The 22234-nt window shown below is 71.4% G+C and carries 25 protein-coding genes and 1 pseudogene; 14 read left to right on the forward strand and 12 right to left on the reverse strand.

From position 1 onward, the window contains the following. The first annotated feature begins 111 nt into the window (after positions 1 to 111). Positions 112 to 480: a hypothetical protein gene (locus tag I5Q34_RS19210; RefSeq protein ID WP_234429146.1), complete on the forward strand. Its 369-nt coding sequence runs from the start codon at positions 112 to 114 to the stop codon at positions 478 to 480. 153 nt (positions 481 to 633) lie between these two features. Here I5Q34_RS19210 and I5Q34_RS19215 read toward each other — a convergent pair whose 3' ends face one another. The 3 genes from I5Q34_RS19215 to I5Q34_RS19225 form a co-directional block, all read right to left on the reverse strand. Continuing rightward, positions 634 to 1620 (reverse strand): heme A synthase, encoded by a 987-nt coding sequence (locus I5Q34_RS19215; RefSeq protein ID WP_199893558.1) that lies wholly within the window; start codon positions 1618 to 1620, stop codon positions 634 to 636. Positions 1621 to 1677: 57 nt separating this feature from the next. Then, complete coding sequence (locus I5Q34_RS19220) at positions 1678 to 2478, reverse strand: ABC transporter permease (protein WP_199893559.1); 801 nt, start codon at positions 2476 to 2478, stop codon at positions 1678 to 1680. Positions 2479 to 2563: 85 nt separating this feature from the next. After that, positions 2564 to 3523 carry an ABC transporter ATP-binding protein gene (locus I5Q34_RS19225; RefSeq protein WP_199893560.1) on the reverse strand — a complete coding sequence of 320 codons (960 nt, stop codon included), beginning with the start codon at positions 3521 to 3523 and terminating at the stop codon, positions 2564 to 2566. Positions 3524 to 3694: 171 nt separating this feature from the next. Here I5Q34_RS19225 and I5Q34_RS19230 point away from each other — a divergent pair, with 171 nt between their 5' ends. The 8 genes from I5Q34_RS19230 to I5Q34_RS19265 are packed head-to-tail and all read left to right on the forward strand — an operon-like array spanning position 3695 to position 10320. Next, on the forward strand, positions 3695 to 4483 hold the full coding sequence (locus I5Q34_RS19230) for a metalloregulator ArsR/SmtB family transcription factor (RefSeq protein WP_199893561.1): 789 nt from the start codon (positions 3695 to 3697) through the stop codon (positions 4481 to 4483). After that, positions 4480 to 5901 carry a Fe-S cluster assembly protein SufB gene (sufB, locus tag I5Q34_RS19235; RefSeq protein WP_199893562.1) on the forward strand — a complete coding sequence of 474 codons (1422 nt, stop codon included), beginning with the start codon at positions 4480 to 4482 and terminating at the stop codon, positions 5899 to 5901. The genes I5Q34_RS19230 and sufB overlap by 4 nt, the downstream gene beginning before the upstream one ends. Before the next feature lie 59 nt (positions 5902 to 5960). Next, complete coding sequence (sufD, locus tag I5Q34_RS19240; protein WP_199893563.1) at positions 5961 to 7142, forward strand: Fe-S cluster assembly protein SufD; 1182 nt, start codon at positions 5961 to 5963, stop codon at positions 7140 to 7142. Further along, entirely contained in the window at positions 7139 to 7468 is a 330-nt protein-coding gene (locus I5Q34_RS19245; RefSeq protein WP_199893564.1) for a non-heme iron oxygenase ferredoxin subunit, read from the forward strand. Before sufD ends, I5Q34_RS19245 begins: the two co-directional genes overlap by 4 nt. A 7-nt stretch (positions 7469 to 7475) precedes the next feature. Beyond that, the gene (gene sufC, locus I5Q34_RS19250; protein WP_199893565.1) at positions 7476 to 8243 is read left to right on the forward strand and encodes a Fe-S cluster assembly ATPase SufC; all 768 of its coding nucleotides are present in this window, start codon (positions 7476 to 7478) and stop codon (positions 8241 to 8243) included. Next, positions 8240 to 9496 (forward strand): cysteine desulfurase, encoded by a 1257-nt coding sequence (locus I5Q34_RS19255; RefSeq protein WP_199893566.1) that lies wholly within the window; start codon positions 8240 to 8242, stop codon positions 9494 to 9496. Before sufC ends, I5Q34_RS19255 begins: the two co-directional genes overlap by 4 nt. A 30-nt stretch (positions 9497 to 9526) precedes the next feature. Next, a complete protein-coding gene (gene sufU, locus I5Q34_RS19260; protein WP_199893567.1) occupies positions 9527 to 9991 on the forward strand; it encodes a Fe-S cluster assembly sulfur transfer protein SufU in 465 nt (154 codons plus the stop codon). Then, a complete protein-coding gene (locus I5Q34_RS19265; RefSeq protein WP_199893568.1) occupies positions 9988 to 10320 on the forward strand; it encodes a metal-sulfur cluster assembly factor in 333 nt (110 codons plus the stop codon). The genes sufU and I5Q34_RS19265 overlap by 4 nt, the downstream gene beginning before the upstream one ends. Here the strand turns inward: I5Q34_RS19265 and I5Q34_RS35800 are convergent. The 7 genes and pseudogenes from I5Q34_RS35800 to I5Q34_RS19295 form a co-directional block, all read right to left on the reverse strand. Beyond that, a complete protein-coding gene (locus tag I5Q34_RS35800; protein WP_199894257.1) occupies positions 10310 to 10588 on the reverse strand; it encodes an agmatine deiminase family protein in 279 nt (92 codons plus the stop codon). The genes I5Q34_RS19265 and I5Q34_RS35800 overlap by 11 nt on opposite strands. Then, the gene (locus I5Q34_RS34830; RefSeq protein ID WP_234429250.1) at positions 10557 to 11303 is read right to left on the reverse strand and encodes a transposase; all 747 of its coding nucleotides are present in this window, start codon (positions 11301 to 11303) and stop codon (positions 10557 to 10559) included. Before I5Q34_RS34830 ends, I5Q34_RS35800 begins: the two co-directional genes overlap by 32 nt. A 469-nt stretch (positions 11304 to 11772) precedes the next feature. After that, a pseudogene (locus I5Q34_RS35805) lies at positions 11773 to 11883 on the reverse strand (helix-turn-helix domain-containing protein); the annotation flags it as partial. A 111-nt stretch (positions 11884 to 11994) separates the two neighbouring features. Further along, entirely contained in the window at positions 11995 to 13422 is a 1428-nt protein-coding gene (locus tag I5Q34_RS19280) for an FAD-dependent monooxygenase (RefSeq protein WP_199893569.1), read from the reverse strand. Positions 13423 to 13426: 4 nt separating this feature from the next. Next, entirely contained in the window at positions 13427 to 14086 is a 660-nt protein-coding gene (locus tag I5Q34_RS19285; RefSeq protein ID WP_199893570.1) for a VC0807 family protein, read from the reverse strand. After that, positions 14083 to 14721 carry a TetR/AcrR family transcriptional regulator gene (locus I5Q34_RS19290; protein ID WP_199893571.1) on the reverse strand — a complete coding sequence of 213 codons (639 nt, stop codon included), beginning with the start codon at positions 14719 to 14721 and terminating at the stop codon, positions 14083 to 14085. The genes I5Q34_RS19285 and I5Q34_RS19290 overlap by 4 nt, the downstream gene beginning before the upstream one ends. Positions 14722 to 14792: 71 nt before the next feature. Beyond that, complete coding sequence (locus I5Q34_RS19295; RefSeq protein ID WP_199893572.1) at positions 14793 to 15992, reverse strand: S8 family peptidase; 1200 nt, start codon at positions 15990 to 15992, stop codon at positions 14793 to 14795. A 149-nt stretch (positions 15993 to 16141) separates the two neighbouring features. On the opposite strand from I5Q34_RS19295, the gene I5Q34_RS19300 reads away from it, so the two are divergent. The 5 genes from I5Q34_RS19300 (at position 16142) to I5Q34_RS19320 (ending at position 18976) form a co-directional block, all read left to right on the forward strand. Continuing rightward, positions 16142 to 16465 (forward strand): multidrug efflux SMR transporter, encoded by a 324-nt coding sequence (locus I5Q34_RS19300; protein WP_199893573.1) that lies wholly within the window; start codon positions 16142 to 16144, stop codon positions 16463 to 16465. Beyond that, positions 16465 to 17010, forward strand: a complete 546-nt coding sequence (locus I5Q34_RS19305) for a TetR/AcrR family transcriptional regulator (protein WP_199893574.1) — start codon at positions 16465 to 16467, stop codon at positions 17008 to 17010. Before I5Q34_RS19300 ends, I5Q34_RS19305 begins: the two co-directional genes overlap by 1 nt. A gap of 45 nt (positions 17011 to 17055) precedes the next feature. Next, entirely contained in the window at positions 17056 to 18045 is a 990-nt protein-coding gene (gene dapD / locus I5Q34_RS19310; RefSeq protein ID WP_199893575.1) for a 2,3,4,5-tetrahydropyridine-2,6-dicarboxylate N-succinyltransferase, read from the forward strand. A gap of 122 nt (positions 18046 to 18167) precedes the next feature. Beyond that, positions 18168 to 18326, forward strand: coding sequence for a hypothetical protein (locus I5Q34_RS19315; RefSeq protein ID WP_199893576.1), 159 nt, complete (start codon positions 18168 to 18170; stop codon positions 18324 to 18326). Continuing rightward, positions 18323 to 18976, forward strand: coding sequence for a hypothetical protein (locus I5Q34_RS19320; RefSeq protein ID WP_199893577.1), 654 nt, complete (start codon positions 18323 to 18325; stop codon positions 18974 to 18976). The genes I5Q34_RS19315 and I5Q34_RS19320 overlap by 4 nt, the downstream gene beginning before the upstream one ends. A gap of 119 nt (positions 18977 to 19095) precedes the next feature. Here the strand turns inward: I5Q34_RS19320 and dapA are convergent, their stop codons facing one another. Next, positions 19096 to 20028, reverse strand: coding sequence for a 4-hydroxy-tetrahydrodipicolinate synthase (dapA, locus tag I5Q34_RS19325; protein WP_199893578.1), 933 nt, complete (start codon positions 20026 to 20028; stop codon positions 19096 to 19098). Positions 20029 to 20138: 110 nt separating this feature from the next. Continuing rightward, a complete protein-coding gene (locus tag I5Q34_RS19330; RefSeq protein ID WP_199893579.1) occupies positions 20139 to 21986 on the reverse strand; it encodes an endonuclease/exonuclease/phosphatase family protein in 1848 nt (615 codons plus the stop codon). Between the last annotated feature and the right edge of the window lie 248 nt (positions 21987 to 22234).

The raw sequence follows: 22234 nt of genomic DNA on the forward strand, positions 1-22234 counted from the left end.
GGGGGGGGTGGGCGGGGGGGGGGGGGGGGGGGGGGGGGGGGGGGGGGGGCCCACCCCCCCCCCCCCCCCCGCCCGTCGTCATATGGGCTACCCGTCGGTAGCATCCTGGCCATGGCAGACGCAGAGATGGCAGACGCGGAACTGGACGTGGCGGAACTGGACGTGAAGGCCCGGCGCGAGGCGGCCCGGCTGGGCAAGCAGATCAGCGCGTTCGCGCGTGGTCACGGGGGCGGTGCGGAGGGGCAGCTCGCCCACATAGGGCGTGGGCGGACCCGGATCGCGCTGGTGGGCGCGAATGGGGAGTGGGGCAACCTGGTCGCCCGCTCGTACGCGGCGGCGGAGCGGGCGCTGGAGCTGGCGGGGGTGACCGTGCGCGAGGAGTTCGACGGGGAGATGGCGGCGAAGGTGCGGACCGGGCCGTATGAGTGGGCGCGGATGGCGGGGATGCAGGTGGGCGGGCCGGCGAACGCGGCTGCCTGACGGCCGGAGGCCGTGGGGGGCTCCTGCCCCGCCCTTTCACCGTTTCTCGCGCGCTCCGCGCGGGGGCAACGCGGCTGCGCCGCGTTCGTCCTCAAACGCCGGACGGGCTGAATCGGCGCACCGATTCAGCCCGTCCGGCGTTTGAGCAAACTCCTATCGGCCCGCCGTCGCCAGCGGTGCCGCGGTGCGCTCGGTCGCCTGCGCGGGTACGGACGCCAACTCGCCCCGGTCCCGCAGCGACAGCGTCATCCTCAGCACCGCGATCCACACCAGGCACGAGCCGAACATGTGCGCCCCGACAATCACCTCGGGCGAGTCGTTGAAGTACTGCACGAACCCGACGACGCCCTGCAGCATCAGGATGGCGAAGAGCTCCGTCACCCGCCGCCGCGCTCCCGCCGGTGCCTTCACCGCCCGCAGGACGAACCACAGAGCCACCGTCAGGCCCAGCACGAGGAAGACGAAATCCGCGTGCAGCTGTGTCACCTCGCGGTAGTTCAGCGGGATCCGGTGCACGTCCTTGGACGCGTCGCCCGCGTGCTGTCCGGAGCCGGTGACCACCGTGCCCGCCACGATCAGCAGGGCGGTCGCCACGGTCAGCACCCAGCCGAGCTGGCGCACGGGAGCGGGGACCAGGTCGCGCGGCTCCTCGTCGCCCTCGGAGGCCCGCAGCCACATGATCACGGCGACGGTCAGCAGCGAGGTCGCCGCGAGGAAGTGCGCGGCGACGATGTACGGGTTGAGGCCCGTCAGAACGGTGATGCCGCCGATCACGCCGTTGCCGGCGACGATCCAGAACTGGGCCCAGCCCAGCCGCGTCAGGTCGCGCCGGCGCGGGGAGCGGGCCCGGGCCACGACGATGGCCACGCCGACGAACACGCAGAGCACGTACGTCAGCATGCGGTTGGTGAACTCGATGACGCCGTTGATGCCCATCTCGGGGGTCGGCGTCAGGCTGTCGTCGGTACAGGTCGGCCACGTCGGGCAGCCCAGCCCGGACTGGGTGAGCCGGACCGCGCCGCCCGTCACCACGATGACCACGGCCATGACGACACAGGCGAGCGAGGCCCGCCGGACGAACTGCGCGGAGGGCTGCCAGCGGTCGGCGATGAGCTGGAGGGGGTTCATCGATTTCGGCACCCCGTCATCGTAAGCACTCGCTTGTGCACGGATTCACGAGGGGGTGCCCGTGGGCCGCTACTCCCAGCGGAAGAAGCGGCCCGCCGCGCCCAGCCCCAGCACCGCCCACACGGCGAGGATCCCGAGGTCCCGCCAGGGCATGCCGGCGCCGTCCCGCAGCACGTCCCGCAGGCCCTCGGACAGCGCCGAGATCGGCAGCAGTTCCAGCACGGACCGGGCCGCGTCCGGGAACTTCTCCAGCGGCACGATCACCCCGCCGCCCACCAGGAGCAGCAGGAAGACCAGGTTGGCGGCGGCCAGCGTGGCCTCCGCCCGGAGCGTGCCCGCCATCAGCAGTCCCAGCCCGGAGAACGCCGCCGTGCCCAGCACGAGCAGCAGGAGCACCGCGAGGGGGTTGCCGTGCGGCGACCAGCCGAGCGCGAAGGCGATCGCCGTCAGCAGGACGACCTGGAGGATCTCGGTGACCAGCACCGAGCAGGTCTTCGCCGTCATCAGCGCCCAGCGCGGCAGCGGGGACGCGCCCAGCCGCTTGAGCACCCCGTAGCGGCGCTCGAAGCCGGTGGCGATGGCCTGCCCGGTGAAGGCGGTGGACAGCACGGCCAGCGCCAGGACGCCGGGGGCGAGGAAGTCGACGGCCTTGCCGGAACCGCCCGTCTCCTCGGTGGGCACGGTGACGATGTCCACGGTGCTGAAGAGGACCAGCAGCAGCGTGGGGATGATGACGGTCAGCAGCAGCTGTTCGCCGTTGCGCAGCAGCATCCGGGTCTCCAGCGCGGCCTGCGCCCGGATCATCCGGGGGAGCGGGGCGGCGCCGGGCCGGGGGGTGAAAGTCCCGTCGGTCCCGTCGACAGCGGTCATGCGCGCAACTCCTTGCCGGTCAGCTCCGAGCTGTGCCTTCCCGGGGGACAACCCCCGGACCCCCGGCCTGTCCTCGTGTCCCGTATCACGCACGCAGCTCCTTGCCGGTCAGCTCCAAAAAGACGTCCTCCAGCGTGTGCCGCTCCACGGCTATCCGGTCCGGCATCACGCCGTGCTGGGCGCACCAGGTGGTGACGGTCGCCAGCAGCTGGGGGCCGACCGCGCCGCTGACCCGGTAGCTGCCGGGCGTCAGCTCCACCGCCGCCGTGTCGGCGGGCAGGGCCTTGAGGAGCGAGGCGATGTCCAGGCCGGCCCGGCCGGTGAAGCGCAGGGTGTTCTCCGCGCCGCCCTTGCACAGCTCCTCGGGGCTGCCCTGGGCCATCACACGGCCGCCGTCGATGATGGCGACGTCGTCCGCCAGCTCCTCCGCCTCCTCCATGTGGTGGGTGGTGAGCACGACGGTGACGCCGTCCGCGCGCAGCTCGCGCACCAGGTCCCAGGTGGCGCGGCGGGCCTGGGGGTCGAGGCCGGCCGTGGGCTCGTCGAGGAAGACCAGCTCGGGGCGGCCGACCACGGCCATGGCCAGCGAGAGGCGCTGCTGCTGCCCGCCGGAGAGCCGGCGGTAGGAGGTGCGGCCGCAGCCGCCCAGCCCGAGGCGCTCGGTCAGGGCGGACACGTCCAGCGGGTGGGCGTGCAGGGCGGCGACGTGCCGCAGCATCTCCTCGGCGCGGGCGCCGGCGTAGATGCCGCCGTTCTGCAGCATCACGCCGACGCGGGGGCGCAGGGCCGCGGCGTCGGCGACGGGGTCGAGGCCGAGGACCCGGACCGTGCCCGCGTCGGGGCGGCGGTAGCCCTCGCAGGTCTCGATGGTGGTGGTCTTGCCGGCCCCGTTGGGGCCGAGGACGGCGGTGAGGGAGCCGGCCGCCACGGTGAGGTCGAGCCCGTCCACGGCGGTCTTGTTCCCGTACCGCTTGACGAGGCCGCGGACCTCGACCGCCGGCTGGTGGCCGGGGGTCCGGGGATCCCCCGGGAAGGCGCTGCGCATGCCGGGCAGTCTACGAAGCCGCGGGCCCCGCGCGTGCCGCCGGGGGCCGGGAAAGTGCCTGGAAGATGCGGGGAAGGTCGTGCCGGTTAGGTGACCCTAAGTGATCGAAACCACCTCCGGCGGCCCGGTCGAGGCTTGTCCGGGCTCAGCAAATTACGCAACAATGGTGTTGTGAAATACGCGGGCGAAGCTCCGGAGGGGCCCGCGGCCGAGCAGGCCGCCGGGTCGCACGGACGCGTACGCACCCCCGCTCCGCGGGAGGAGCAGCCCGTCCAGGACGAGCAGCGCGGCACCCGGGCCCGCGTGGTGAGGTCCATCCTCGACCACGGCCCGTCCACCGCGGCCGAGGTCGCCCTGCGGCTGGAGCTGACCCAGGCGGCCGTCCGCCGCCACTTGGACACCCTGGTCGCCGAGGGCCTCGTCGAGCCGCGCGAGAAGCGGGTCTACGGAGCCCGGACGCGCGGCCGTCCCGCCAAGGCCTTCGCCCTGACGGACTGCGGCCGGGATGCCTTCGACCAGGCCTACGACCAGCTCGCGAGCGACGCCCTGCGCTGGATCGCCCAGGCCGCCGGCGGCGGGGAGATGGGCGAGGCGGCGGTTGCCGCCTTCGCCCGCGCCCGCATGGCCGCGCAGGCCGAGGCGTACCGCGAGGCCCTGGCCGCCGCCGCCCCCGAGGACCGCACCCGGGTACTGGCCAGGGCATTGACCGAGGACGGGTACGCTGCTACGGCGCGCACAGCGCCGGTCGGCGAACAGCTCTGCCAGCACCACTGCCCGGTCGCCCACGTCGCCGAGCAGTTCCCGCAGCTGTGCGAGGCGGAGACCGAAGTCTTCTCCCGCCTGCTCGGAACGCATGTGCAACGTCTTGCCACCATCGCCCACGGCGACGGGGTGTGCACGACGTTCATTCCCAACAAGACCACCGCATCCACCAGCACGGCCGGGAGGAACCCCGCATGACTCTCCCCACGGAGACTGCCCACCCTGAGCTCGAGGGCCTGGGCACGTACGAATACGGCTGGGCCGACTCCGACGCGGCCGGCGCCGCGGCCAAGCGCGGCCTCTCCGAGGACGTCGTCCGCGACATCTCGGCCAAGAAGTCCGAGCCCGAGTGGATGCTCAAGCTCCGTCTCAAGGGCCTGAAGCTCTTCGACAAGAAGCCCATGCCGACCTGGGGCTCCGACCTGACCGGCATCGACTTCGACAACATCAAGTACTTCGTCCGCTCCACCGAGAAGCAGGCCGCCTCCTGGGAGGACCTGCCCGAGGACATCAAGAACACCTACGACAAGCTGGGCATCCCCGAGGCCGAGAAGCAGCGCCTGGTCGCCGGCGTCGCCGCCCAGTACGAGTCGGAGGTCGTCTACCACCAGATCCGCGAGGACCTGGAGCAGCAGGGCGTCATCTTCCTGGACACCGACACCGCCCTGAAGGAGCACCCGGAGCTCTTCCAGGAGTACTTCGGCACGGTCATCCCGACCGGTGACAACAAGTTCGCCTCGCTGAACACCGCCGTGTGGTCCGGCGGCTCCTTCATCTACGTCCCGCCGGGCGTCCACGTGGACATCCCGCTCCAGGCGTACTTCCGCATCAACACCGAGAACATGGGTCAGTTCGAGCGGACCCTGATCATCGTCGACGAGAACGCCTACGTGCACTACGTCGAGGGCTGCACCGCCCCGATCTACTCCTCGGACTCGCTGCACAGCGCCGTCGTGGAGATCATCGTCAAGAAGGGCGGCCGCTGCCGGTACACGACCATCCAGAACTGGTCGAACAACGTCTACAACCTGGTCACCAAGCGCGCCGTCGCCTACGAGGGCGCGACCATGGAGTGGGTCGACGGCAACATCGGCTCCAAGGTGACGATGAAGTACCCGGCCGTCTACCTGATGGGCGAGCACGCCAAGGGCGAGACCCTGTCCATCGCCTTCTCCGGCGAGGGCCAGCACCAGGACGCCGGCGCCAAGATGGTCCACATGGCGCCCAACACCTCGTCCAACATCGTCTCCAAGTCGGTGGCGCGGGGCGGCGGCCGCACCTCGTACCGCGGTCTGATCGAGATCGGCGAGGGCGCCCACGGCTCCAAGTCCAACGTGCTGTGCGACGCGCTGCTGGTGGACACCATCTCCCGCTCCGACACCTACCCCTACGTGGACGTCCGCGAGGACGACGTGTCCATGGGCCACGAGGCGACCGTCTCCAAGGTCAGCGACGACCAGCTCTTCTACCTGATGAGCCGCGGTCTGTCGGAGGACGAGGCCATGGCGATGATCGTGCGCGGCTTCGTCGAGCCGATCGCCCGCGAGCTCCCCATGGAGTACGCCCTGGAGCTCAACCGGCTGATCGAGCTGCAGATGGAAGGCGCCGTCGGCTGACCGCCACCGCCTGACGACCGCAGCGAACCTTTTGGACAGGAAGAGAAACCACGACAGCCATGGCTGACAACATCCCCGCCGGCAGCACCACAGACGGCGCCATCCAGGTGGGCGGGCCCCAGCAGCCCATCGACGCGCGGGTCAGCGCCCCGGCCTCGTACGACGTCGCCGACTTCCCCGTGCCGCACGGCCGCGAGGAGGAATGGCGCTTCACCCCGCTGGAGCGCCTCCGCGGCCTGCACGACGGCACGGCGGTCGCCGACGGCGCCGGCGTCAAGGTCGAGGTGAGCGCCCCCGAGGGCGTCACCGTGGAGACCGTCGGCCGGGACGACTCCCGGCTCGGCAAGGCCGGCAAGCCCGTGGACCGGGTCGCCGCCCAGGCGTTCAGCTCCTTCGAGAAGGCCACGGTCGTCTCGATCCCCAAGGACACCCAGCTCACCGAGCCCGTCCGGGTCTCGGTGCACGGCGAGGGCGGGGTGGCCTACGCCCACGCGCTCGTCGAGATCGGCGCCTTCTCCGAGGCGATCGTCGTCATCGACCACACCGGTGACGCCACCATGGCCGCCAACGTCGAGTACGTCCTCGGCGACGGCGCCAAGCTCACCGTCGTCTCCGTCCAGGACTGGGACGACACCGCGGTGCACGCCGCCCAGCAGACCGCCCTCGTCGGCCGCGACGCGAGCTTCAAGTCCGTGATCGTCACCTTCGGCGGCGACCTGGTCCGCCTCCACCCGCGCGTCGTCTACGGCGCTCCGGGCGGCGAGGCCGAGCTCTTCGGCCTCTACTTCACCGACAACGGCCAGCACCAGGAGCACCGCCTCTTCGTCGACCACGACACGCCGCACTGCCGCAGCAACGTGGTCTTCAAGGGCGCGCTCCAGGGCAAGGACGCCCACGCCGTCTGGATCGGCGACGTCCTCATCCGCGCCGCCGCCGAGGGCACCGACACCTACGAGCTCAACCGCAACCTGGTGCTCACCGACGGCGCCCGCGTCGACTCGGTCCCCAACCTGGAGATCGAGACCGGTGAGATCGTCGGCGCCGGCCACGCCTCCGCGACCGGCCGCTTCGACGACGAGCAGCTCTTCTACCTGATGGCCCGCGGCATCCCCGCCGACGAGGCGCGCCGTCTGGTGGTCCGCGGCTTCTTCGCCGAGCTCGTCCAGCAGATCGGCATCCCCGAGCTGGAGGAGCGCCTCATCGCCAAGATCGAGGCCGAGCTGAAGGCGTCGGTGGGATGACCTACGTACGCGTGGCCGCGCTCGGCGAGCTCGAGGAGGACACCCCGAAGCGGGTGGAGATCGAGGGCACCCCGGTCTCGGTCGTCCGCACCGGGGGCGAGGTCTTCGCCATTTACGACATCTGCTCGCACGCGAACGTCTCGCTCTCCGAGGGCGAGGTGGAGGACTGCGCCATCGAGTGCTGGCTGCACGGCTCCACGTTCGACCTGCGCACCGGAAAGCCGTCGGGGCTCCCCGCCACCCGACCGGTCCCCGTTTACCCCGTCAAGATCGAAGGAGACGGCCCGGACGCGTCCGTGCTCGTCTCCATCACCCAGGAGTCCTGAGTTCCCCATGGCAACGCTTGAAATCCGCGACCTGCACGTCTCCGTCGAGGTCGAGAACGGCACCAAGGAGATCCTGCGCGGCGTCGACCTGACCGTGAAGCAGGGCGAGACCCACGCCATCATGGGTCCCAACGGCTCCGGCAAGTCCACCTTGGCCTACTCCCTGGCCGGCCACCCCAAGTACACGATCACCGGCGGCACCGTCACCCTCGACGGTGAGGACGTCCTGGAGATGTCCGTCGACGAGCGCGCCCGCGCCGGCGTCTTCCTGGCCATGCAGTACCCGGTCGAGGTCCCCGGCGTCTCGGTCTCCAACTTCCTGCGCACCTCCGCCACCGCCATCCGCGGCGAGGCCCCCAAGCTGCGCACCTGGGTCAAGGAGGTCAAGGAGTCCATGGAGCGGCTCCACATGGACTCCTCCTTCGCCGAGCGCAACGTCAACGAGGGCTTCTCCGGCGGTGAGAAGAAGCGCCACGAGATCCTCCAGCTGGAGCTCCTCAAGCCGAAGATCGCCATCCTCGACGAGACGGACTCCGGTCTGGACGTCGACGCCCTGCGCATCGTTTCCGAGGGCGTCAACCGCGTCCGCGAGACCGGAGAGGTCGGCACCCTGCTCATCACGCACTACACCCGCATCCTCCGGTACATCAAGCCGGACTTCGTGCACGTCTTCGCCAACGGCCGCATCGCCGAGTCCGGTGGCGCCGAGCTCGCCGACAAGCTGGAGGAAGAGGGCTACGAGGCGTACGTGACGAAGGGAGGCGTAACCGCGTGACCCATATCCCGGGGTTGCTGGACACCGAGGCAATCCGCAAGGACTTCCCGATCCTGGACCGCGTCGTCCACGACGGGAAGAAGCTGGTCTACCTGGACAACGCGGCGACCTCCCAGAAGCCGCGCCAGGTGCTCGACGTGATCGCCGAGTACTACGAGCGGCACAACGCCAACGTCCACCGCGGCGTGCACGTCCTCGCCGAGGAGGCGACGGCGCTGTACGAGGGCGCGCGCGACAAGATCGCGGCGTTCATCAACGCGCCCAGCCGCGACGAGGTGATATTCACCAAGAACGCCTCGGAGTCGCTCAACCTCGTGGCGAACATGCTCGGCCTGGCCGACGAGCCCTACCGGGTGGACCACGACACCGAGATCGTCATCACGGAGATGGAGCACCACTCCAACATCGTGCCGTGGCAGCTGCTCTCGCAGCGCACCGGCGCGAAGCTGAAGTGGTTCGGGCTGACCGACGACGGCCGGCTCGACCTCTCCGACATCGACCGGATCATCACCGAGAAGACCAAGGTCGTCTCGTTCGTGCTGGTCTCCAACATCCTGGGCACGGTCAACCCGGTCGAGGCCATCGTCCGGCGCGCCCAGGAGGTCGGTGCGCTGGTCGTCATCGACGCCTCGCAGGCCGCGCCGCACATGCCACTGGACGTCCAGTCGCTCCAGGCCGACTTCGTGGCCTTCACCGGCCACAAGATGTGCGGCCCGGACGGCATCGGCGTCCTGTGGGGCCGCCAGGAGCTCCTGGAGGACCTGCCGCCGTTCCTCGGCGGCGGCGAGATGATCGAGACCGTCTCGATGCACTCCTCGACCTACGCTCCCGCGCCGCACAAGTTCGAGGCCGGTACGCCCCCGATCGCCCAGGCCGTCGGCCTCGGCGCGGCCGTGGACTACCTCACCTCGATCGGCATGGAGAAGATCGCCCGGCACGAGCACGCGCTCACCCAGTACGCGATCCAGCGGCTCCAGGAGGTCCCCGACCTCCGGCTGATCGGCCCCACCACGGCCGAGGACCGCGGCGCCGCGATCTCCTTCACGCTCGGCGACATCCACCCGCACGACGTGGGCCAGGTCCTCGACGAGCAGGGCATCGCCGTCCGGGTCGGCCACCACTGTGCGCGCCCGGTCTGCCTGCGGTACGGAATTCCGGCGACCACGCGGGCGTCGTTCTACCTGTACTCCACCCCCGGTGAGGTCGACGCGCTGGTCGAGGGCCTGGAGCACGTTCGGAACTTCTTCGGCTGATGGGCAGATTGGGCAGATGGGCAGCGGACTGTGAAGCTTGATTCGATGTACCAGGACGTCATCCTGGACCACTACAAGCACCCGCACGGGCGGGGCTTGCGTCCCGGCGACGCCGAGGTGCACCACGTCAACCCGACGTGCGGCGACGAGATCACCCTGCGCGTCCGGCTCTCCGGCGAGACGGTCGAAGACGTCTCGTACGAGGGCCAGGGCTGCTCCATCAGCCAGGCCAGCGCCTCGGTGCTGAACGAGCTGCTGGTCGGCAAGGAGCTCGGCGACGCGCAGCGGATCCAGGAGACCTTCCTGGAGCTGATGCAGTCCAAGGGCCGTATCGAGCCCGACGACGCGATGGAGGAAGTGCTGGAGGACGCGGTCGCGTTCGCCGGCGTCTCCAAGTACCCCGCGCGGGTGAAGTGCGCCCTCCTGAGCTGGATGGCGTGGAAGGACGCGACTGCCCAGGCCCTGGGCGACAGCGCGGAAAGGAAGACCGCATGAGCGACGAAGTGACCACCAAGCCGGCCACGGAGGAGGAGGTCCGCGAGGCCCTCTACGACGTGGTCGACCCCGAGCTGGGCATCGACGTCGTCAACCTCGGCCTGATCTACGGCATCCACATCGACGACGCCAACATCGCCACCCTCGACATGACGCTGACGTCCGCGGCCTGCCCGCTGACCGACGTCATCGAGGACCAGGCGAAGTCCGCGACCGACGGCATCGTCAACGAGCTCCGGATCAACTGGGTCTGGATGCCGCCGTGGGGCCCCGACAAGATCACTGACGATGGGCGGGAGCAGCTCCGCGCCCTCGGCTTCAACGTCTGATCGCCCAGGTCTCCAGCAGCCCGTCGCCCGGCAACGTCCGGGTGGCGGGCTGCTGTTGCGTCGCGCAGTGGATGCCGCCGCCGCCCTCGGCCAGGTCGTGGATCTCCACGGTCCTGATCTCCCGGCCGGGGTGGAGGTCCCGCAGGATCGAGACCGCCCGTTCGTCGGCCCGCCGGTCGCCGAACGGGCGGCACCACGATGGCGCCGTTGGCCACGTAGTAGTTGGCTTGACGTCCTCACCTGGCTGAGGCCTGGCGATTCCCTCCAGCTCCGCCGTTGTTTCGGTGGGGCTCTGGGGTGGGTTCCTGTTTCAATGGCCACCGCTCCCGCGTGGGGAGTCTGACACGGCCTCCGCAGGCGTTTTGACGCTCCGCCTCCCGCCGCGTCTCAACAGCGAGTTTCCGTCCAGCGGCGCGTATGTTGATCTCGGCGTTCTCGTCCCGGTCGTGGGTGGTTCCGCAGGAGCAGGTCCAGATACGTATCCGCAGTCCGGCCCGGCCCTTGGGTCCTTCGAGGGCTCCGCAGTGGGAGCACAGCTGAGTGGAGGGGAACCAACGGTCGATCTTGACGAAGGTCCGCCCGTACCGTGCACATTTGGCTTGCAGGGTGCGGGTGAACTTACCGAAGGATTGATCATGGATGCTCTTGCCTTGCCTGCCGCGTCGGTTGCCCATGCCCTTCACGTTCAGGTCCTCCACGTACACGGCTTGGCTCTCGCGCGTGATGGCGGTGGTGTGCTGGTCGATGAAGTCGCGGCGCTGATCGGCGACGCGGGCATGAATCCTGGCAACGGCGAGCCTGGCTTTGCGCCGGTTGTTGCTTCCTTTCCTGCAGCGAGACAATTTGCGCTGCGCGCGGCGGAGTCTCTTCTCCGCGCGGCGCAGGAACCTGGGGGTGGAGATCTTCCGGCCGCGCAGCACCGCATAGGTGGTCAGGCCGAGGTCGATGCCGGTTTCGGTGTCGTCCAGGTCGAGTTCGGGCAGTGGCTTTGGCTCCGCCTCGACGACGAAGCTGGCAAAGTACCGGCCCGGACGGGTCTTTGATCACGGTCACGGACGATGGTTTGGCCGGGAGTTGGCGGGACCAGCGGACTCTTACGTCCCCGATTTTCGGCAGGCGGAGCTTCCCGCCCTCGGTGATGGCGAAACGCGCGTTGGCGGTGAAGCGGACCGCTTGACACCCGCTCTTCTTCTTGAACTTCGGTGGCCCTATCTTGGGTCCCGTGCGCAGGCCCTTCTGCGAGGCGAAGAAGTTGCTGTAGGCCCTTTCCAGGTCCCGCAGGGACTGCTGAAGCACCACGGCGGACACCTCGCCCAGCCACGCTCGCTCCGGCGTCAGCTTCGCCTGGGTGATTACCCGCTTGGACAGCTCGGATGCCTTTGGCCGGGCAGCGCCCTCCCCGTATGCGTTACGGCACAGGCGCAGCGCGTCGTTCCACACAACACGTGTGCACCCGAACGCCTTGGCGAGATCCCGCTGTTGACCGGCGCTCGGGTACAGCCGGAACTGGTACCTGAGCTTCATGGCTCCGCACCCTACCGTGTTGGATTTACGGCCGAGCATCAGAATGTTCGCAGTGGCAGGAACTGCTCTTTCATGCTCATTTGCATAGGATTTCGTGACAAAACGCAGGCACACGGTGTTCAGCGTTTCGGTGCTGAGCCCCGGACCCGGTCATTTCTGGGCTCCGTCCCGTTGTCGTTCTCCCGCTGCCCCGAACCACCGTTCCAGCGCCGCCTCCAGTTCGTCCGTCCCCTCCTCGCCCGCCCAGCACACGTAGCCGTCCGGGCGCACCAGCATCCGCTCCCGCCCCGGCGTCCAGTCCACCCGGTCCGACCACCGTCGTACCGGCTCGGCTTCAGGGCCCGTGAACAGTCCCCTTCCCTCCGGCAGTCGGAGGTTCGGCAGGCGGCTGCCCACCAAGAGGTGATCGGGGGCGTCGGGCATGGGGTAGCGGATGTCGAGGCCGGAGATCATGCCGGCGATGCGGCGGTTGCCCTCGGGGGTGGAGAGGAGCGTGGTGATCACGGCGCGGACGGCGCGGGCGTCGGTGTCGGGGACCGCCAGCAAGCCCTGGGCCCGGGTGTTCTCCAGGACCGCCGCCCCGACCGGGTGCCGCTCGGAGTGGTACGTGCCGAGCAGCCCGGGCGGCGCGGACCCCCGTACCGTCGCCGCCAGCTTCCAGCCCAGGTTGAACGCGTCCTGGACCCCGAGGTTGAGGCCCTGGCCGCCCGCCGGGAGGTGGACGTGGGCCGCGTCGCCGGCCAGCAGCACCCGGCCGTTGACGTACGACTCGGCCTGCCGGGAGGCGTCCGTGAAGCGGGAGGCCCAGCGCACGGCCCGCACCCGGGGGCGGAAGCCGGGGCCGGAGCCCAGCGCCGCCCGGACCTCGGCCTCGTTCACCGGGGCGTCGGGGGACTCCTGGTCCGGTCTGAGGAAGATGTAGCGGTAGACGCCGTCGCCCAGCGGGGTCAGGAACGCCGTCGGGTCCTGCTCCATGTCGAACGAGGGCAGCCGCCACTCGGCGGGCAGCGCCGGGTCGTCCGCCAGCTCGACGTCGGCGACGGCCAGGGACACCCGCCCGTCCCGCCCGGGGAAGCCGACGCCCAGCTCCTTGCGCACCCGGCTGCGTCCGCCGTCCGCGCCGGCCAAGTAGGCGGCGCGCAGGGTGTGTTCGCCGTCCGGGCCGGTGAGCGTCGCGGTGACCCCGTCGGCGTCCTGCGCGAGGCCGGTCAGTTCGTGGCCGCGCAGGACCGGGATGCCGTACTCGGCCAGGTGGTCCTCCAGGAACCGCTCGACGCGGGCCTGGGGGATGCCCACCTGGTAGGGGAAGCGGGTGTCGAAGACGCCGTAGTCCAGCGGGATGCCGGCGAAGTGGCCCCGGGGCAGCGTGGCGAGGGCGCGGTCGGCGACCGGCTCCAGCCAGCCCCGCAGGTCGAGCATCTCCGCGGTGCGCGGCTGGAGGTTCAACGCCCGCGACTGGCCGCCGCGTTCGCGGGTCCGCTCCACGACGACGGTGCGGACGCCGGCCAGGCCGAGTTCGTTGGCGAGGGTCAGCCCGGTGGGTCCGGCGCCGACGACGATCACATCGGGGTCCGTCATGGGATCACGCCTTCAGTCCGTGGCGGGTGACGTAGCGCTTGTGGAACGTGATCAGGCCGGCGAGGACGACCAGCCACTGCACCGTACTCACCAGGGGCACCGAGCCGACGGGCAGGGTCATGGCCAGGACCACCCGGACCCCCGCGTCGAGCGTGAAGCCCGCGCCCCACACGGCGGTCAGCACCCGCAGGCGCCGCCGGAACACCGCGTTCCCGTCCCACTGGGACAGCCATGTGCGCCAGCCCTCCTCGCCGACCCGTGCCGTGACCACCGCCCGGGACATGGCCAGGACGAACGGCCGGCGGGTCGGCAGCGTGCCGAGGATCCACAGACCGATCAGGCCGAAGACCCAGCTGTCCCTGATGAGCAGGACGCGGGCGTCGCCGGTGACCAGGGTCATCACGGCCCCGGCGGTCATCAGGACGAGGGTGAACACGGCCATCGCCTCGACCCTGCGCCGCTTGGCCATGCCGTGGACGATCCACGGCACGGCCAGCAGGCTGCCGGCGAGCAGGGCGAGCCACTGGCCGGCGCCCAGGGCCTGGAGGCCGTAGAACCCGCCGAGCGGGAGGGCGAGTTCGAAGAAGAGCTGCAGCGCCAGGTGCCGGCGGACGGCGGCGGCCTGCCGCCGCCCGCCGGGCGGCGCCACGAGCTGGGCGGTCACGGCGTCCTCCTCGTCGCGCGCTCGAAGAACTCGGCGAGCTCGCGGCCGTGGGCGGCGGCGTCGAAGCGGGGGTCCCGGGCGGCGCGCTGGACCAGGGAGTCGATGGAGCCGCGGAGGGCGTGGACCAGCGTCTCGGGGTTGAACTCGCGGAACTCCCCGGCCTCCTGGGCCAGGCGGATGCGCTCGACGAGGCTGTGGTTCATGTCCTCCATCGCGGCGGCGAACTCGCGCATCGAGGGGGTGTCCTCCCGGATGTTCGAGAGCACCTCCACCATCGCGGGCAGGTGCCGGGGAAACTCCGCCAGCAGCGCCAGGTTGGACTCGATGTGGGCGCGCAGCCGCCCCGAGGCCGTCGCCTCGGCCTCGATCCGGGGGCGCATGTAGCCGTCGGCGACCCGCATCACCTCGGCGACGACCTCCCGCATGAGGTCGTCCTTGCCGGAGAAGTGGTACGAGATCATCCCGGTGCTGCTCAGCCCGGCCCGGCGCGCGATCCTCGTGAACGTGGCCTTGGCGTAGCCGACTTCGGCGATCACCTCGATCGCGGCGGCGACGATCTGCGCCCGCCGGGCCGCCTCGATGAACGTCCGGTCCGGTGGCGATTCCTGCTTGGCTTCGCTGCTTTTTGCTCGCATGAGCAAAGCGTAGGAGCGGTTTGCTCGGCCGAGCAAGTATTGGTTTGGTCAAGCAAAACGGAACGATGGATTCACAAACCGCCCGTGTACAGGAGTCTGTTGGGCGTGGTGCTCCGTACCCTCTCCACGACGTTCGGCGTCGCCTGGTCGGTCAGCCACTTGGCCACATCCTCGTCGGGGTGGGTCGCCTTGTGGAGCGCGGCGACGCCCGCCACGTGCGGGGCCGCCTGCGAGGTGCCGCTCATCGGCAGCGTCCCGCCGCCGGTGCGGGCGGAGGTGATGTCCTCACCGGGCGCGAGGAGGCGTACGCAGGTGCCCCAGTCGCTGAAGGCGGACATGTGGTCGTTCCGGTCGGTCGATCCGACCGCGATCGCCCCCGGGGCGCCGGCCGGCGAGTTGGCGCAGGCGTCCGTCGGGGCCGCGCCGTGCTCGGCGTTGCCGGCCGAGACGACCGGGGGGACGCCCTTGGCGGCGATGTTGGCGACGGCGGTGTCCGTGGCCTCCGACTTGGGGCCGTTCAAGGAGGCGTTGAGGACGGAGGCGGGGGCGGCGTTCCGCGCGACCCAGTCGAGGCCCTGGATGAAGCGGGAGGCGGAGGTCGAGCCCTCGCAGTCCAGGACGCGGACGCTGACCAGCGTCACCTTCCGGGCCACCCCGTGGTCCGCGCCGCCGATGATGCCCGAGACATGGGTGCCGTGGCCCGAGCCGGTGGGGCAGTCGGAGCCGTCGCCGTTGGGGTTCACCAGGTCGGTGCCCTTCCTGGCGCGGCCGCCGAACTCCGCGTGCGTGTAGTCGATCCCGGTGTCCACGACGTAGGCCGTGACCCCCTCGCCGGTGCCGTTCACATGGAACTGCCCGTCGAGCGGCGGCTGTCGCTGGTCGATGCGGTCCAGGCCCCAGGGGGTGGCGGGAGCGCGGAGCGCCGACGCGTGGAAGACCGAGTCCTCCTCGACGGACTCCACGTCCGGCGCCCGGCGCACGGCCTCCAGCTGGTCGGGGCTGAGCGTCGCGGCGAAGCCGAGGAAGGCGTGCCGGTAGACGACGTCCGGCGTCACGCCCAGCCGGGCGGTGAGCGCGCGCGGGCTCGCGCCCTTGCGCAGCGCCACGATGTAGTGGGCCGCCACCGCCGTGCCGGACGTCTTGCGCAGCGGCGCGGGGGACGACTGCGTGGGGCCGGGGTCCGGGGGAGCGGCGGCGAGGGCGAGGGCGGCGAGCAACAGGGCGGCGAATCGGAAGCGGGGCCGTGTCACGTCCCTTGGGTGCCGTGTCATGTCCTTTGGATAGGGCCTCGCGCACCGGCCCGCGATCGGGGCTGGGCCGACTGGCGGGCACGGCCGCGAGCCTCCTTGACGGCGGTGCGTCCGCCTCCCCGGGACGGCGATGCGTACGGCCGTACATATCGTTGTGTACGCTTGTACGTATGGTGTACCTGACCCTGGCCGGGGCGATCGCCTCCGAGATCATGGCCACGACCTGCATGAAGTACAGCGAGGGCTTCAGCCGGCTCTGGCCCTCGGCCGGGACCGCCGTGGGCTACCTGCTGGCCTTCGTCCTGCTCGCCCAGACGCTCAAGAGCATGAACGTCGGCACCGCCTACGCGATCTGGTCCGGCGCGGGCACCGCCGTCGTCGCCGCGATCGGCATGCTCTTCCTCGGCGAGGCCGTCAACGCGGCCCGGATCGGCGGCATCCTGCTGATCGTCGCCGGCGTCGTGGTCCTCAACCTGGGCGGAGCGTCCCACTGATGCCCCGCCGCCACGACCCCGGCCGCCGCGACCGCATCGTGGACGCCGCGATCCGCGTCGTCGCCGGACGCGGCATCGGCGCGCTCAGCCACCGCTCCGCCGCGGCCGAGGCGGACGTCCCGCTCGGCTCCACGACGTACCACTTCAAGACCCTCGACGACCTGCTGGTCGAGGCGCTGCGCCGGACCGCGCGGGGGTGGCTGGACGTCATGTCGGAGTGGGAGCGGGGCCTCCCGGACGACCTTCCGCTCGCCGGATTCCTGACGCGGATGGCCGAGGAGTCGCTGACCGGCGACCGCGCCCGGCTGGAGCTGGAGTACGAGCTCTACGCGGCCGGCCTGCGCCGCCCCGCCCTGCGTCCCGTCGTCGCCGAGTGCGTCGAGGAGATGGTGGCGATCACCCGCCGCCGCACCCCGGACGAGGCCACCGCCCGGGCCGCCGTGGCCCTGATCGACGGGCTGCTGCTCCAGTACCTGCTCAGCGACCGTCCCTTCGACCGCGACGCGGTGCGGGCCGCCGTTTCCAGGATCACTGCCGGCCCCTGATCGCCAGTTCGCCTTGAGCGGCCCCGTCCGGTTAGGTTTTCGGACATGACCGAAGCTGCTGCCCCCCGCACCACCGGCGCCGTCGCCGCCGGCCTCGCCACGATCGCCGCCGACGGGACCGTCCTCGACACCTGGTTCCCGGCCCCCGGCCTCACCGACGAGCCCGGCCCGGCCGGCACCGAGCGGCTGACCGCCGACGCCGCCGCCGAGCTGCTGGGCGAGGGCGCCCTCAAGGCCGTCGGCCCGGACCCGCGCCGGGGCGTCGAGGTCGTCGCCGTCCGCACGGTCATCGCCTCGCTCGACGACAAGCCGCTCGACGCGCACGACGCCTACCTGCGCCTGCACCTGCTCTCCCACCGCCTGGTCAAGCCGCACGGCCAGAACCTGGACGGCATCTTCGGCCTGCTCGCCAACGTCGCCTGGACCTCGCTCGGCCCCGTCGCCGTCGACCAGGTCGAGCAGGCGCGGCTGAACGCCCGTGCCGAGGGCCTGCACCTGTCGGTCACCAGCATCGACAAGTTCCCGCGCATGACCGACTACGTCGCCCCCTCCGGCGTCCGCATCGGCGACGCCGACCGCGTCCGCCTCGGCGCCCACCTGGGCGCGGGCACCACCGTCATGCACGAGGGCTTCGTCAACTTCAACGCCGGCACGCTGGGCACCTCCATGGTCGAGGGCCGCATCAGCGCGGGCGTCGTCGTCGGCGACGGCAGCGACATCGGCGGCGGCGCGTCCACCATGGGCACGCTCTCCGGCGGCGGCAAGCAGATCATCTCCGTCGGCAGGAACTGCCTGCTCGGCGCCGAGTCCGGCATCGGCATCGCCCTCGGCGACGAGTGCGTCGTCGAGGCCGGCCTCTACGTGACCGCCGGCACCCGCGTCACCCTGCCCGACGGCGAGGTCGTCAAGGCCCTGGAGCTCTCCGGCGCCGACAACATCCTCTTCCGCCGCAACTCCACCACGGGCGCCGTCGAGGCCCGCCCGTACAAGGCCACCTGGGGCGGCCTCAACGAGGCGCTGCACAGCCACAACTGACGTACGCGCGTCGCCTGTTCGACGAGCGGCCGTACGGCGGGGGACCGCGGTGCGGCCGCTCTGGCGTGTCCCGGACGTGCTGCGCCACCATGGGTGCCGTTCGGTCCACGGGAAGCGAACCCATGGGAGGCGTCATGAAGCTGGGCAAACCGCTGGCCGTCGGCTTCGCGGAGGAGGCCGGGGAGGTCTTCGAGGTCCCCGAGGCCCCCGAGGTCCTCCGGGCCGTGGAGGCCGCCGCGGAGGCCCCCGCCGCCGAAGAAGCCGTCCCGGCCGGGCGATGAGGCTCCGGCTCCCGCAGGAGCGCCCCGCCGAGCCGCCCACCGGCTACAAGATCGCCTATCCGGTGCTCTCCCGGGACGCCACCGGGGCCGGATTCACCGGGGTCTCCCTCGGCGGCGGCGCGCCCTACGGCGCCCTGGACGACGCCCGCTGCGTCTACGGGCGCCGGCACCGGCCTCCGGCCCGCCGCTGCGACTGCGGCTTCCACTGCCTGCACTCCCTCGCCGACGCGCTCGCCCTGACCTGCGCCGGGCAGCACCGCCGGGCCGTCGTCCTGGAGGTCGGCGTCCTCGGCTCGTACATCCGCTACGAGCGCGGCATGCGCTACGCGCGCCAGCGGGTGCGCGCCGTCCGGATCGGCTCCTGCGCCTGCGGGCGCGACGCGGTCCGCCTCGCGGACGCCGGGTGGGGGCGGCCGGGCTGGCGCGTGGTCGCGCCGGACTGCGGCGGGTGCGCGCTGGGCGGTGTGGGAGTGACGCTGGAGGAGTTCGAGCGGCTGGTGGGGGACGGCGTGAAGGTCACGGCCGAGCGGAGCGGAGCCGTGCCGGACCGGACCCTGCCGGAGCTGATGGCCGAGGCGTCGCTGCTGCAGGCGCGACTGGACTGGTTCGAGGGGCAGTTGGCGAAGTTCGTGCCGCGGCACGAGGAGTGAGGCGCCTGCGACGCCAAGATGTGGCGCCGGTGACGCCAAGTGAGGCGCCTGCGACGAGTGTGGTGCTTACGGCGAGTGGTGGCGTGGCGGCGAGTGTGGCGCGGCGTCGGGTGTGGTGCCTACGACGGGTGAGGCGCGGGCGCAGGGAGAGGCGCGTGCCCGGTCACCCGCTCGTATGTCTTCAGCAGCTCCGCCACGCGGTCGGTCCCCGCCTCCCGCAACGGCGCCCGTACGGCCCCGCCGCCCGGCAGCCCCAGCGCCCCCAGCAGTCCCTTCGCCGTCACCGTCCCCGGCAGGCCGGACGCCATCATCAACTCCACCAGGGGCAGCGCCCGTCGGTGCAGCCGCGCCGCCTCCTGTGGCGTCCCCGCGTCGAACGCGTCGAGGGCCGCCGCCAGCAGCGGCCCGGCCACGTTGGCGACCGTGCTGACGTACCCCACCGCGCCGACCGAGCGCAGCGGCAGGTTGAGCTCCTCCGAGCCGGAGTAGTACGCCAGTTCCGTCTCCGCGATGACCTTCGCGCTGCCGAGGAGGTCGTAGGCACAGTCCTTCACACCGGCCACGCGCGGGTGCTCGGCCAGCCGGAGCATGGTGTCCGGCTCGATGCGGGTGCCCGTCCGGCCGGGGATGTCGTAGAGCATCACCGGCACGCCGACGGCGTCGGCGACCGTCCGGAAGTGCGCGGCGACGGCGTCCTGCGGCGGGCGGCTGTAGTACGGGGTGACGACCAGCACCCCGTCCGCCCCGGCGGCCTCGGCGGCGCGGGCGAGTTCGACCGTGTGCCGGGTGTCGTTGGTGCCGACGCCCGCCGTGATCCGGGCGCGGCCGGCGACGGCCTCGGCCACGGCCCGGATCAGGGCGCTCTTCTCCGCGTCGGTGGTGGTCGGCGACTCCCCGGTGGTGCCGCTCAGCACCAGGCCGTCGCAGCGGCCCTCGCCGACGAGGCGGTCGGCGAGGCGCCGGGCGGCGTCGAGGTCGAGCCCGCCGTCGTCGGTGAAGGGGGTCACCATCGCGCAGACCGTACGGCCGAAGGGGCTGGTGGGAGGCGTCATCGCGGCACTCTCCGGGGGACGGGGGAGGGGAACGCCCCGATTCTCCGGCCCAACGACCGTACAGGTCCATGGAATTGTTCTACTTCAAGGATGAAGCAGCGCTTAATCCGTCACGGCTTCCAGCGCAGCACCTGCGGGTCGTGGTCGCTCGCCTGGTCCGCGAACTCGGCGTTGATGTGGACGATGTCGTAGTCCGTCCGCTTCCGGCCGTTCATGGCCGGGCTGGTCAGGATGTGGTCCAGGACCTGGGAGTTGCCCTGGAAGACATAGCCGTACCGTTCCTGCACGGGCAGCAGGTCCACCTGGTCGGTCAGCACCCGGCCCGCGGTGAGCGCGGAGAGCGCGGGGGAGAACTGGTAGTCGTTGAGGTCGCCCGCGACGATCACGTTGGCCTTCCGGTCGGCCGCGAGGAGCCGCTTGACGAAGGTGTTGACGATCTTCGCCTGCTGTCCGCGCTGCACCTCGGAGGTGCGGGCCGGCGCCTGGAAGCGGCTGTCCAGGCCCTGGTCGCCGCCCTTGGAGTTGAAGTGGTTGACGATGACGAAGACCCGCTCGCCCCGGAAGGTGAACTGGCCCGCCAGCGGCTTGCGGCTGTTCTTCCACGCCTCGTTCGCCGGGTCGATCCGGCCGGGCGAGGCGGAGAGCGCGGCCTTTCCGCCGTCGCGGACGACCTCGACCGGCGTGGTGGAGTCGCCGCCCGCCGTGTCGGTGAAGGAGACGCGGGCCGGGTTGAAGAGGAAGGCGGTGCGTATGTTGCCGCCGGGCTGGCCGCCGTCCTGGCCGTCCACCGGGTTGATCTGCCGCCACCGGTAGGCCGGGCCGCCCGCCGCGCGGATCGCGTCGGTGAGCTTCTTCAGCGTGACGCTGGCGTCGACCGTCCCGTCGTTCCCCGTCCCGTTGTCGTCCTGCACCTCCTCCAGGGCGACGACGTCGGGCGAGGCGAGGTTGGTGACCAGGGCCGAGGCCAGCCGGTCGAACTTCTCCTGCGGGGTCTTGGGGGAGAGGTTCTCGACGTTGTACGTGGCGACGGCCAGTTCGCCGCTGCGCTGCTTGCGCGTGGTCTCCCGCTTCAGCCCCCGGTCGGTGAGCCTGCCCAGCTCGGTGGCCTGGAGCGTGTAACCGCCGTGGTTGTCGTAGTCCAGCGGGCCCGCGGTGACGCCGGTCAGCTCGTCACCGACGTCGGCGACCGGGAAGGGGCGCTGCGCGAACGGGACGAGCGAAGCCACCTTGACCCGGGCCGCGTTGGGGTCGGCGTACGAACCGTAGACGACGCCGCCGCGCGCGGTGCGGCCGTGGCGGCGGTCGGCGGTGACCCACAGGTCGTGGTACTCGCTGGTCGCCTGGGTGACCGGCGCGTTGCGGACCGAGACCCGCATGCCCTCCAGCGACTCGAAGCGGTCCAGGGCGTAACGGCCGGGCCGCAGCGGGAGCCCCTCGACCGAGCCGCCGTGCGCGTCGGGCGCGTAACGGGCGGGCAGCGTCCGGGCGTTGAGCTCGACCGCGGCGGGCAGCGCGTTGCCCGAGGAGCGCACGGTCCACCGCGCGCCGGTCAGCTGGGTGACCGACTGGAGCCCGGCCTTCTCGCCGCCGGGGTAGTACTCCTTGACCGTGCCGGAGACCAGCACCGCGTCGCCCGGCTTCACGTCGGGGGCGGTGGAGCCGGTGAAGACGAAGAGGGCCTCGCTGGTGGCCGCGTCCTTGTCCGGGTCGGTGTCCTGGAACCAGAAGCCGCGGGCGGAGCCGAAGCCGCGGACGGCGGTCACCACGCCCGGCACGTCGGACACCTGCTTGCCCGCGTACGGGGAGAGGCGCGTGGTGCCCTGGACGTCGTGGATGCGGACGCCGCCGTCGGCGCTCGCGGCGGGCGCGGTGAGCAGCCCGGCCGCGAGGGCGGCGGTGACGAGAGTGCCGAGGGTGACGGCCGGCCTGCGGGTGGTGCGGCGTCGACTGCTGGGCACGGAGAGCCTCCGGTGAGGTGTGAGGGGCGGGAAGAGAGACCGGGCGGTCCGCCGATGGCTGACGCGCTGATCTTTACGCGCTGATCTTGACGCGTTTTCTACGCGCGTCAATTTCTTGTGTGAACACGTCAGTTGTCAAGGTCTTGCGGGTGGACGGCACCCGACGGGTCCGTGAACCGGGCGGCGGCGGGCGAAACCCGTCTACGCTGGGGCGGTACGTGCGCCTCCGGCACCCGTGCGCGCTCGCC

Source organism: Streptomyces sp. AV19, from assembly GCF_015999245.1.
Classification (GTDB): domain Bacteria; phylum Actinomycetota; class Actinomycetes; order Streptomycetales; family Streptomycetaceae; genus Streptomyces.